Source organism: Mycobacterium paraseoulense (genome assembly GCF_010731655.1).
GTDB classification, from domain to species: Bacteria; Actinomycetota; Actinomycetes; order Mycobacteriales; family Mycobacteriaceae; genus Mycobacterium; species Mycobacterium paraseoulense.
In genome coordinates this window covers 5,175,303-5,187,581 of the sequence record NZ_AP022619.1, presented here as the reverse complement: position 1 = coordinate 5,187,581, position 12,279 = coordinate 5,175,303, and the positions used below count along the sequence as shown (strand labels likewise).

The 12,279-nt window shown below is 66.5% G+C and carries 8 protein-coding genes; 5 read left to right on the top strand and 3 right to left on the bottom strand.

What is annotated here, in order from left to right; translation table 11 throughout:
- Window positions 1-38 precede the first annotated feature (38 nt).
- Window positions 39-1,373: an aspartate aminotransferase family protein gene (locus tag G6N51_RS24235; RefSeq protein ID WP_083169750.1), complete on the top strand. Its 1,335-nt coding sequence runs from the start codon at window positions 39-41 to the stop codon at window positions 1,371-1,373.
- Window positions 1,374-1,554: 181 nt separating this feature from the next.
- Window positions 1,555-4,407 carry an MMPL/RND family transporter gene (locus G6N51_RS24230; RefSeq protein WP_083170065.1) on the top strand — a complete coding sequence of 951 codons (2,853 nt, stop codon included), beginning with the start codon at window positions 1,555-1,557 and terminating at the stop codon, window positions 4,405-4,407.
- Here the strand turns inward: G6N51_RS24230 and G6N51_RS24225 are convergent.
- Both G6N51_RS24225 and G6N51_RS24220 read right to left on the bottom strand, forming a co-directional pair.
- Window positions 4,404-5,645: a hypothetical protein gene (locus G6N51_RS24225; protein WP_083169748.1), complete on the bottom strand. Its 1,242-nt coding sequence runs from the start codon at window positions 5,643-5,645 to the stop codon at window positions 4,404-4,406. The genes G6N51_RS24230 and G6N51_RS24225 overlap by 4 nt on opposite strands.
- Before the next feature lie 99 nt (window positions 5,646-5,744).
- Window positions 5,745-5,981, bottom strand: a complete 237-nt coding sequence (locus G6N51_RS24220) for a hypothetical protein (protein WP_083170063.1) — start codon at window positions 5,979-5,981, stop codon at window positions 5,745-5,747.
- 192 nt (window positions 5,982-6,173) lie between these two features.
- Here G6N51_RS24220 and G6N51_RS24215 point away from each other — a divergent pair, with 192 nt between their 5' ends.
- The 3 genes from G6N51_RS24215 (at window position 6,174) to G6N51_RS24205 (ending at window position 10,893) form a co-directional block, all read left to right on the top strand.
- Window positions 6,174-7,415 (top strand): D-alanyl-D-alanine carboxypeptidase family protein, encoded by a 1,242-nt coding sequence (locus G6N51_RS24215; RefSeq protein ID WP_083169745.1) that lies wholly within the window; start codon window positions 6,174-6,176, stop codon window positions 7,413-7,415.
- Window positions 7,416-7,555: 140 nt separating this feature from the next.
- The gene (locus G6N51_RS24210) at window positions 7,556-7,993 is read left to right on the top strand and encodes an MmpS family transport accessory protein (RefSeq protein ID WP_083169743.1); all 438 of its coding nucleotides are present in this window, start codon (window positions 7,556-7,558) and stop codon (window positions 7,991-7,993) included.
- Entirely contained in the window at window positions 7,990-10,893 is a 2,904-nt protein-coding gene (locus G6N51_RS24205) for an MMPL/RND family transporter (protein WP_083169740.1), read from the top strand. Before G6N51_RS24210 ends, G6N51_RS24205 begins: the two co-directional genes overlap by 4 nt.
- Here the strand turns inward: G6N51_RS24205 and G6N51_RS24200 are convergent.
- Complete coding sequence (locus G6N51_RS24200; protein ID WP_083169738.1) at window positions 10,890-12,203, bottom strand: MFS transporter; 1,314 nt, start codon at window positions 12,201-12,203, stop codon at window positions 10,890-10,892. The genes G6N51_RS24205 and G6N51_RS24200 overlap by 4 nt on opposite strands.
- Window positions 12,204-12,279: the final 76 nt, after the last annotated feature.

The following is a 12,279-nucleotide window of genomic DNA, read 5'->3' as shown; positions in this document are numbered from 1 at the left end:
CGAAGCCTAGCCCGCCGAGCGTTACGCTCACGGTCGAGATGACTGAACACCTGTGGCTGCACTTCGCCCGGCACGGCGCCGGCATCACGCCGCCGATCATCGTCCGCGGCGACGGCGTCACCATCTACGACGACCGCGGCAAGAGCTACCTCGACGCGCTGTCCGGGCTGTTCACCGTGCAGGTCGGCCACGGCCGCACCGAGCTCGCCGAGGTCGCCGCGCGGCAGGCGAGCACGCTGGCGTACTTCCCGCTGTGGGGCTATGCGACCCCGACCGCCATCGAGCTCGCCGAACGCCTCGCGCGCTACGCCCCGGGTGATTTGAACCGGGTGTTCTTCACCACCGGCGGGACCGAGGCCGTCGAGACCGCGTGGAAACTGGCGAAGCAGTATTTCAAGCTGACCGGCAAACCCGGTAAGCACAAAGTCATTTCGCGCTCGATCGCCTACCACGGCACCACCCAGGGCGCCCTGGCCATCACCGGCCTGCCGGCGTACAAGGCGCCGTTCGAACCGGTGACGCCGGGCGGCTTCCGGGTGCCCAACACGAACTTCTACCGCGCGCCCGAACCGTTTGCCAACGACCCCAAGGCCTTCGGGCAATGGGCCGCCGACCGGATCGCCGAGGCGATCGAGTTCGAGGGCCCGGCGACCGTCGCCGCGGTGTTCCTGGAACCGGTGCAGAACGCGGGCGGCGCGATCCCCCCTCCCCCGGGGTATTTCGAACGGGTGCGCCAGATCTGCGACGAATACGACGTGCTGCTGGTATCCGACGAGGTGATCTGCGCCTTCGGCCGGATCGGCTCGATGTTCGCCTGCTGCAGTGAGATCGGAGACTTCGGCTACGTGCCCGACATGATCACCTGCGCCAAGGGCCTGACGTCGGGCTACTCGCCGCTGGGTGCGATGATCGCCAGCGAGCGATTGTTCGAACCGTTCAACGACGGTGCCACGGTCTTTCCGCACGGCTATACCTTTGGCGGACACCCGGTTTCGACGGCGGTGGCGCTGGCTAACCTCGACATCTTCGAGCGCGAGGGCCTCAACGACCGCGTCAGGCAACACGCGCCCGCGTTCCGCGCGACGCTGGAGAAGCTGTACGACCTGCCCGTCGTCGGCGACGTCCGCGGCGAGGGCTACTTCTACGGCATCGAGCTGGTCAAGGACAAGGCCACCAAGGAAACGTTCAGCGACGCCGAATGCGAACGGCTGCTGCACGGCTACGTGTCGCCCGCCCTGTTCGAGGCGGGCCTGTATTGCCGCGCCGACGACCGCGGCGATCCCGTCGTCCAGGTGGCGCCGCCGCTGATCAGCGGCCAGGCCGAATTCGACACCATCGAATCGATCCTGCGCGCCGTGCTCCGCGAGGTGTAGCCGCTGCCCGGGCGAGCGCCGGCAAACATAACGATTAACTGAAATACAAGTCGCGCTCGGCCTTCGCAGGTGTACGTTCGCCGCGATGGGCGCTCTCAGCCGAACCTCTTAAAGGAGCCGCGGCAGGGTGAAGACCGGACCAGGGGCCGGACCGGCCGGCAAAGCGCCGTTTCTGCCGCGGATGATCACCCGCTTTGCGGTGCCGATCGTCCTGTTATGGCTGGGCCTCACCGCGATCCTCAATCTCGCCGTCCCGCAGCTCGAAGTGGTCGGAAAAGCGCACTCGGTGTCGTTGAGCCCGAAAGACGCGGCCGCGGTCCAGGCGATCAAGCACGTGGGTCAGGTGTTCGGCGAGTTTGATTCCAACACCGCGGTGACGATTGTGCTGGAAGGCGACAAGCCGCTCGGTACCGATGCGCACCGGTTCTACACCGAGCTGATGCGCAAGCTTTCGGCGGACACCGGGCACGTCGCGCACATCCAGGACTTCTGGAGTGATCCGCTGACCGCCGGGGGATCGCAAAGCGCGGACGGCAAGGCCGCGTACGTCCTGGTCTACCTCGTCGGCAACAACGAAACGCAGGCGTACAACTCGGTTCACGCGGTCCGGCACGTCGTGAACAGCACACCGGCGCCGCGCGGGGTCAAGGCATATGTCACCGGCCCGTACGCATTAATCGCCGACCAAACCGAGGCCGGCGACCAGAGCGTCGCCAAGGTCACCGTGATCACCACCTTGGTGATCGCGGCGATGTTGCTCTTCATCTACCGGTCCGTGGTCACCATGGTTCTCGTCCTCGCCATGGTCGGTATCGACCTGGGGGCGATCCGCGGGGCCGTCGCATTCCTCGCCTACCACAACGTTTTCGGGCTTTCGACCTTCGCCACGAACCTGCTCACGCTGCTGGCCATCGCCGCCAGCACGGACTATGCGATATTCATGCTCGGCCGTTACCACGAGGCGCGCTACGCGGGCGACGATCGAAAAGCCGCGTTCTTCACCATGTTTCACGGGACCGCCCATGTGATCATGGGCTCGGGCTTGACCATCGCCGGCGCCATGTACTGCCTGAGCCTCGCCCGACTGCCGTACTTCAAGACGCTCGGCGCGCCCTGCGCCGTCGGCATGTTGGTGGCGGTCTTCGCCGCGCTCACGCTCGGACCGGCGGTGCTCACCGTCGCCGGCTTCTTCAAGCTCTTGGACCCCAGACGACGGCTGAACACTCGCCGGTGGCGCCGGGTGGGCACCGCGATCGTGCGCTGGCCCGGCCCGGTGCTAGCCGCAACGTGCGCGGTGGCGTCCATCGGCCTGCTGGCATTGCCCAATTACCAGACCACCTACGATCTGCGCGGGTTCATGTCGGCCAACATGCCGTCCCTGGTCGGCGATGCGGCCGCGGGTCGACACTTCTCGCAGGCCCGGCTCAACCCCGAGGTGCTCTTGCTCGAGACCGATCACGACATGCGCAACCCGGTGGACATGCTGGTGCTCGACAAGGTCGCAAAGGCCATCTTTCACAGCCCCGGGGTCGCACAGGTCAAAGCGATAACCAGGCCGCTGGGAACGGCCATCAAGCACACGTCGATCCCGTTCATCCTCAGCATGCAAGGCGTGATGAACGCCGAGAACATGCAATTCATGAATGGCCGGCTGGACGACATGCTGGTCCAGGAGCACGCGATGGATGCATCGATCGAAGCGATGCAGCGCATGTATCAATTGATGGGCGAGATGGTCGACAACACCGTCGACATGGACCACCTCACCCACGACATGTCGAACATCACCGACACCATCAGGGATCACCTTGCGGACCTCTCGGATTTCCTCCGGCCGATCGGCAGCTATTTCTACTGGGAAAGGCATTGCTACGACATCCCGGCGTGCTGGGCCATCCGGTCGGTGTTCGACACGTTCGACAACATCGATCAGGTGAGCGAGAAGCTGCAATTTCTCGCCAAGGATATGGATACCTTGACCAAGCTTTTGCCGCAGATGCGCGCGCAGATGCTGCCCATGCTTTCGACGATGACGATCATGCGCGACATGCTGGTGGTCTGGCACGGCACCCTGGCGTCCTTCAGCAAGGAGCAGGAGATGAACAGCAAGGACCCCGGCGAACTGGGCCGGGTCTTTGACGCCGCCCAGGTGGACGACTCGTTCTACCTGCCCCAGTCGGCATTCGACAGTCCGGATTTTCAGCGGGTCCTGAGGATGTTCCTGTCGCCGGACGGCAAGGCGGCCCGCTTCATCATCTCCCTGCAGGGAGATCCCGCGACGCCCGAGGGCATCTCGCGCGTCGAGCCGATCCAGCAGGCCGCACGGGAGGCCGTCAAGGGAACTCCGGTGCAGGGCGCCGCGATCTCGATGGGCGGTGTCGCCGCGACGTTCAAAGACCTCCAGGAGGGCGCCCTCTACGACCTGCTGATCGCCGTCGTGGCCGCGATCAGCCTCATCTTGATCATCATGATGATCGTCACCCGAAGCGTGATCGCCGCCGCGGTCATCGTCGGAACCGTGCTGGTTTCCCTGGGCTCCTCGTTCGGCCTGTCCGTGCTCGTCTGGCAGGACATTCTCGGCGTCGACCTGTACTGGCTGGTGTTGGCGATGTCGGTGATGCTGCTGCTGGCGGTGGGATCGGACTACAACCTGTTGCTGATCTCCCGCCTCAAAGAGGAGATCGGCGCCGGCTTGAACACGGGAATCATCCGCGCGATGGCCGGCACCGGAGGGGTGGTGACCGCCGCCGGCCTGGTGTTCGCCGTCACCATGTCCCTGTTCGTGTTCAGCGATCTGCGCATCATCGGCCAGATCGGCACCACCATCGGCCTGGGCCTGCTCTTCGACACCCTGATCGTGCGTTCGTTCATGACGCCGTCGATGGCCGCGCTGCTCGGACGCTGGTTCTGGTGGCCGCAACGGGTGCGCCCGCGCCCCGCCAGCCAGATGCTTCGGCCCTACGCGACCCGCCGTCTGGTGCGCGCCCTGTTGCTGACGCCCCCCGAAAAGCCGGAGGCGACAGGCCGGCGCTAGGCGGGCACCGCCGCAGGGCGCGGCCGCGACGCGGGCGCGCCCAGCGCCGCGACGGCGGCGGCGACGGCCAGGATGAGGACGATGCCGACCGGCCAGACCGTGGAGTGGTTTTGTGCGATGCCGCCGAGCGCTCCTCCCAGCGCCGTGGTCTCGATGGCAAGCAGCGTCGAACAAAAGCCGATCAGCGTGCCACGGTGGGGTTCGGCCGCCACCACGCCGACCCACGAGATCGCCGCGGCGAAGACTGCCAGGGCGGCCACCGTCGCCAGTAAGAACACGGTGCCGTAGGCCCAGATGTGCGACCACTGGCCGCACGACTCGGCCGCGATGCACAGCACGCCACCGGCGGCGCTGAGCAGGGCACTGCCCAGCAGCATGCCGCGCACCCCGAACAGCTGGTAGACCTTGCGCCACAGCGCGGACCCGACGACCAGTCCGGTGCTGGACAGGAACACCAGCACATGCAACGTGCCGCTCTGGTGCGCGGTGCGCAGGGCATAGAAGGTGGTGCCCAGCGTGAGCGGGGCGAACAACAGGCACGTGATCACATACCGGCGAAACCACGGCTGGGCGCGGGCGACCCCGAAGCCCTGCCTGCAGGTGTCCCGGACGGACATCCGTGGGGCGATTGACGTGGGCCGCGCCGGGCCGACGAACAGGGCCGCGAAGCCGGAGGCGGCCAGTCCGAACGCGCCCAGACCCAGCAGATCGCGGTGCAACGCCATCTTGTCGCCGGTGGCCAGCCCCGGCACGACGAACACCGCGGCGACGGTGGCCACCACCGAGGCGATGGCCCCCTGGACCACCAGCAGCTTCAAGGCGGAGATCTTGCCGGAGGTCGTGTCGGGGCAGGCGATATTGGATACCGCGACGATCACCCCGCCCCCGGCGCTCGTCAGCAGGAATACCGCCGCCGCGAGCACGCCATTCCAGGCGATCAGGGCGTCACACAAGATCAGCGCGGCCGCGCTCGCCGCCATCGCCGCCAGCAGCAGGTGTCGCATCTGGCCGACTCGCCGCAGCACCGCCGGCGACACCGAATTTCCCACGATCGAGCCCAGGCCGTAGGCCGGAAACAGCAGCGCGGCCAGCCAGGTGAGACCCAGGTGTGCGCAGATGAACGGCAGCACCACCGCGCCATTGCTGAACTGCATCCCGGCCGTGTAAAAGGCGCCCTGGGAGGGCAGGCGCGGGAACGGGTTCGTCTGCGCTGGGACCCCCTCGAGCAATCCGGCCATGACACCGAGGCTATGGGCGCTGAACAGGCAAAACTATCCCCCGATCGGACACCGGCGGACGAATCGCGGGTCCCCCGATCGGGGGACGGCGGCAGCGGCTCAGCCGGCCGCGAGGGTCCGATTCACCTCGTAGGCGGCCAACGACATCTCCCGGGCTCGCTGAGCCGTCGGCTCGTTCAGAAACCGCGCCACGGCGTTGCACAGCCAGGTGAGCGCGGAACGCAGGTCGGCGTCGTGTGTGCCATCACGATGCGCCTTCAACTCGGTCAACACCCGGTCGAGCCCCGAGCGGCGAACCTGCGTCGCCTTTTCGACCTGCTTGATCAGGTGTTTCAGCGGTCGCAGGTCGGGCGCGCCGCTACCATCGCGGGACGCCCGCAGCCGAGACCACAACCCACCGTTTGGAATAGCCGCCAGTGTAGGGGCTTCACGCGGCCGCCGCGCAGCGACCAGCTTGCAACTTGCGCCCCACCAGTCACAGCGCGGCTCCCCCGGATCGGGCCCGCGATCGCCTAGTCTGCACAAGCAATGGACTTGCTACGTTCCGCATCATGCCTGGCAGCGACCCTTTTCCTGACGGCCGCTCCGGTGGCATTCGCCGCGCCGATCGCGAGCGCCGAGCCCGGCGCCGAACCCAACGCCGCCCCCGCGAACTGCCCATTCAAGGTGAACACCCCGCCCGCGGTGGATTCCTCGGAGGTGCCCCAAGCCGGCGATCCGCCGATACCGCTCGCGGTGCCCGCCAAGCCGGTCGGCGGCGACGCGCTGGGCGGCTGCGGCATCGTCGCCGCCCCCGATACGCCGGCGCTGCCGACCGACGTCTCCGTCGACGCGTGGCTGGTGGCGGACCTGGACAGCGGCGCGGTGATCGCGGCCAAGGACCCGCACGGCCGTCACCGCCCCGCCAGCATCATCAAGGTGCTCGTCGCGATGGCGTCCATCAACGCGCTCAACCTGAACAAGTCGGTTCCCGGCACCGCGGAAGACGCGGCCGCCGAGGGCACCAAGGTCGGTGTCGAAGAAGGCGGGGTGTTCACCGTCAACCAGCTGCTGCACGGCCTGCTCATGCACTCCGGCAACGACGCCGCGCACGCGCTGGCCATGCAACTCGGCGGCATGCAGCAGGCGGTGGAGAAGATCAACGTGCTGGCCGCCAAGCTCGGCGGCAAGGACACCCGGGTCGCGACGCCGTCCGGGCTGGACGGGCCCGGCATGAGCACCTCGGCCTACGACATCGGCCTGTTCTACCGCTACGCCTGGCAGAACCCGACTTTCGCCGACATCGTGGCGACGCGGACGTTCGACTTCCCCGGCCACGGCGACCACCCCGGCTACGAGTTGGAAAACGACAACCAGCTGCTCTACAAGTACCCGGGCGCCCTGGGCGGCAAGACCGGTTACACCGACGACGCGGGCCAAACCTTCGTCGGTGCGGCCAACCACAACGGGCGGCGCCTGATGGCGGTGCTGTTGCACGGCACGCGGCAGCCGATCGCCCCGTGGGAGCAGGCGGCGCACCTGCTCGACTACGGGTTCAGCACGCCGCAGGGCACCCAGGTCGGCAATCTGATCGAGCCCGACCCATCGCTGGCCCCCGCCAAACGCGACAGCGCCGCCGACCGACAGGGCAACGGCGCGCAGGCCGCCGGCCTGCTGCCGTCGGCCGATGCGTTGCCGGTGCGGGTGGGCGTCGCCGTCATCGGAACGATCATCGTGTTCAGTCTGATCATGGTGGCGCGCGCGATGAACCGCCGGCCCCAGCATCGCTGACGGCAACACCCCGCCTTTTCGAAAAGGGCATATAACGATTAGCTGAAAACCCAGGATGCTGCGGTCCCCCGGCGGTAGCGTCTACGTCGCTATCGCACGGGACAAGAAATTGCGACGCGGGGCACAGCGCGAGGGTAAAAATGAATTCGGTTACCAGAGCCGTGAAGCGAATGTGGTTGCTGCTGGCCGTCATCGCCATTGCCGGTGTCGCGAGTTTCGGTATCTATCGTCTCCATAGCATGTTCGGCGTTCACGGACATCCCGTTGTCAGGGTCAAAGCCGATCTCGACGATCCATTGTTCGACCCGAAACACGTGACCTATGAGGTCTTTGGCCCCGCCGCGACCGCCAAGATCGCCTATCTGGATCCCGACGCGCGCGTGCAACGTCTGGAAGACACTCCCCTGCCGTGGTCGCAGACGCTGACGACGACGCTGACATCGGTCACCGTCAACCTGCTGGCGCAAAGCAACGGCGGCGAGATCGGCTGTCGCATCAAGGTGAACGGCGCAACGAAGGACGAGCGGTCCGAGACCGGGCCGAAAGCGCTGACCTTCTGCCAGGTCAACGCCGGATGAGCGAAACAACCACCCCACCGGCCTTTCGGCCCCCGCCTTTTCCGCGGCAGATCCGCCGGTTTGCGGTGCCGATCGCCCTGTTGTGGCTCGGGCTGACCGCCGTCCTCAACGTCGCGATCCCGCAGCTGGAAGCCGTGGGCAAAGCGCACTCGGTTTCGATGAGTCCGGCGGGCGGCGCTTCGATTCAGGCGCTCAAACGCGTGGGCAAGGTGTTCGGCGAATCCGGCTCCGACAACGTGGCCACGATAGTGCTGGAAGACAGCAAGCCGCTCGGCGACGACGCCCACCGCTTCTATAACAAGCTGTTGCAACGCCTTTCGGCCGACACCCGCCACGTCGCGCACATCCAGGACTTCTGGAGCGATCCCCTGACCGCGGGGGGATCCCAAAGTCCCGACGACAAGGCCGCCTACGTCGTGGTCTACCTCGCCGGCAAGAGTGAGACGGCGGCATACGATTCGGTGTACGCCGTGCGGCACATCGTGGACACCACGCCGGCGCCCCGCGGGCTCAAGGCGTACGTGACCGGCATGACGGCGATGATCGCCGATCAGTCGGAGGCCGGCGACAAGAGCATCGCGAGGGTCACCCTGATCACCGGTGTGGTGATCGCGGCGATGTTGCTCTTCATCTACCGGTCCGTGGTCACCATGATTCTCGTCCTCGCCATGGTCGGTATCGAGCTGGGGGCGATTCGCGGGGTGGTCAGTTTTCTGGCTTCCCACAACGTTTTCGGGCTTTCGACCTTCGCGGTCAATCTGCTCACGCTGCTGGCCATCGCCGCCAGCACGGACTATGCGATATTCATGCTCGGCCGTTACCACGAGGCGCGCTACGCGGGCGACGATCGAGAAGCCGCGTTCTTCGCCATGTTTCACGGGACCGCGCACGTGATCTTGGGCTCCGGGCTGACCATCGCCGGTGCCATGTACTGCCTCAGCTTCGCCCGGTTGCCGTACTTCAAGTCGCTCGGGCCGCCCTGCGCGGTGGGCATGTTGGTCGCGGTGCTGGCCGCGCTCACGCTCGGACCGGCGGTGCTCACCGTCGCCGGCTTCTTCGGGTTCTTCGACCCCAAGCGGAGGATGGCGACCCGGCGGTGGCGCCGGGTGGGCACCGCGATCGTGCGCTGGCCCGGCCCGGTGCTCGCGGCGACCTGCGCGGTGGCGTTCATCGGGTTGCTGGCGTTGCCGAGTTACCGGACCACCTACGATCTGCGCGGGTTCATGCCGGCCAGCATGCCGTCCCTGGTCGGGGACAGGGCCGCCGGTCGACACTTCTCGCAGGCCCTGCTGAACCCCGATGTGCTGTTACTCGAGACCGATCACGATATGCGCAACCCGGTCGACATGCTGGTGCTCGACAAGGTCGCGAAATATATCTTTCACAGCCCGGGAATCGCGCAGGTGAAATCGATAACCCGTCCCCTGGGAACGTCGCTCAAACACACCTCGATCCCGTTCATCATCAGCATGCAGGGCGTCTCTAATGCCGAGAACATGCAATTCATGAAGGACCGATTGGACGACATGGTGGTGCAGCAGCAGGCCATGACCGTGTCCATCGAAACCATGAAGCACATGTACGACCTGATGGGTCAGATCGTCGACAACACCGTCGACATGGACCACCTCACCCACGACATGTCGAACACCACCGACACCATCAGGGATCACCTCGCGGACCTCTCGGATTTCCTCCGGCCGATCGGCAGCTACTTCTACTGGGAAAGGCATTGCTACGACATCCCGGCGTGCTGGGCCATCCGGTCGGTGTTCGACACGTTCGACAACGTCGATCAGCTGAGCCAGAAATTAGAGGGCCTCGTCAAGGATTTGGACGTCCTCACCCGGCTCCTGCCGGAGATGCGGGCGCAAATGCCGCCCATGATTTCGACGATGACGATCATGCGCGACATGCTGGTGGTCTGGCACGGCACCCTGTTGTCCTTCTACAAGGAGCAGGAGATGAACAGCAAGGACCCCGGCGCCATGGGCCGGGTCTTTGACGCCGCTCAGGTGGACGACTCGTTCTACCTGCCCCAGTCGGCCTTCGACAATCCCGATTTCCAGCGCGGCCTGAAGATGTTCCTGTCTCCGGATGGCAAGGCGGCCCGCTTCATCATCGCGATGGAGGGAGATCCGTCGACGACGGAGGGGATTTCTCGCGTCGAGCCGATTCAGCTGGCGGCCAAGGAGGCCATCAAGGGAACGCCGGTGCAGGGCGCCGCGATCTCGATGGGCGGCACCGCTTCGACGTACCGGGATATCCAGGAGGGCGCCGTCTACGATCTGTTGATCGCCGGGGTCGCCGCGATCAGCCTCATCTTGATCATCATGATGATCGTCACCCGAAGCGTGATCGCCGCCGCCGTGATCGTCGGGACGGTCCTGCTTTCCCTGGGCTCCTCCTTCGGCCTGTCCGTCCTGCTCTGGCAGGACATTCTCGGCGTCGACCTGTACTGGCTGGTGTTGGCGATGTCGATGATCCTGCTGCTGGCGGTGGGATCGGACTACAACCTGTTGCTGATCTCCCGCCTCAAAGAGGAGATCGGCGCCGGCTTGAACACGGGAATCATCCGCGCGATGGCCGGCACCGGAGGAGTGGTGACCGCCGCCGGCCTGGTGTTCGCCGTCACCATGTCCCTGTTCGTGTTCAGCGATCTGCGCATCATCGGCCAGATCGGCACCACCATCGGCCTGGGCCTGCTCTTCGACACCCTGATCGTGCGTTCGTTCATGACGCCGTCGATGGCCGCGCTGCTCGGACGCTGGTTCTGGTGGCCGCAACGGGTGCGCCCGCGCCCCGCCAGCCAGATGCTTCGGCCCTACGCGACCCGCCGTCTGGTGCGCGCCCTGTTGCTGACGCCCCCCGACAAATCGCCGGAGACGGTGCGGCCCTAGGCGGCCTGCAGGCTCAGCGACGGCGACGCCGCGGGGACGGACCGGTCCGGGCTTGCGACGCGAACCTGGACCGCCCGCCGCCGCTCCGGCGCGGGCGCGCCCAGCGCGGCAAGGGCGGCGGCGATAGTCAGGATCAGCAGGATGACGTCCGGCCAGACGGTGGTGTGGATCTGGGCGATCGCGCCGAGGGCGGCTCCCAGCACGGCGGATGCGACGTTGAACAGTGTCGAGGCGAAGCCGATCAGTGTTCCGCGATGCTGCTCGGCGGCCAGGACGCTGATCCACGAGACCGCCGAGGGGAAGATGGCCTGAGCGCCCACCGTGGCCAGGAAGAACGCCGTGCCGTACGCCCACGCGTGGGACCACTGGCCGCTCGACTCCGCCGCCAGGCACATCACCACGGCGGCGACGCTGAGCAAGGCACTGCCCAGCAGCATGCCGCGCACCCCGAACAGCCGGAACACCTTGCGCCACAGCGTCGAACCGACAACCAGTCCGATGCTGGAAAGGACGATCAGCACATGCAGGCTGCCGTGGTGGTGGGCGGCGCGCAGGGTGTAGAAGAAGGTGCCGAGGTTGACCGGAGCGAACAACAGGTACGTGAGGACGTACCGGCGAAACCACGGCTGGGACCTGGCGACCGCGAAGCCCTGGCGGTAGGTGTCCCGCACCGACATCCGGGTGGCGATCGAAGCGGACCGCATCGGGCCGACGAACAGCGCCGCGACGGCAGACGCGATCAGCCCCGCCGCGCCCAGCCACAGCAGGTCGCGGCGATATGCCATTTCGTTGCCATGGGCAAGCATCGGCACGACCAACAGCGTGACGCCGGTGGCCAGCACCGACCCGATGGCCCCTTGGACCAGCAGCAGTTCGCCCCGCCGCGATGCCGACAGCTTGTTGGACACCATGTCGGGATAGGCGACGCAGCCGATCCCGACGGCGACCCCGCTGACCACGCAGGTCAGCAGGAACACCGCGGCGGTCAACCTGCCCGTCCAGGGAATCAAAGCGTCGAGCAGGACCATGGCCGCCGCGGTCGCCCCGATCCCCGCCAGCAACAGGTGGCGCATCCGGCCCGATCGCTGCAGGACCGCCGGCGAGATCGAGTTTCCGGTGATCGCGCCCATTCCGTACGCCGGAAAGATCAGGCCGGCCGCCCAGCTGATGCCCTGGTGCGTGCAGATGATGGGCAGGACGACGGCGCAATTGCTGAGTTGCATCCCCGTCGTGTAGAGCGTGCCCTGCGACAGCAGTCGCCCGAAGGCGTTGGTCTGTGCGGGGGCGGTGGGCACCAGCGTGAGGGGCATGAATGGAATTTATGGGCGCTGAGCAGCCACGAACATCCCCCGATCGGACATGACGGGTGGAATTGCCTGTCCCCCG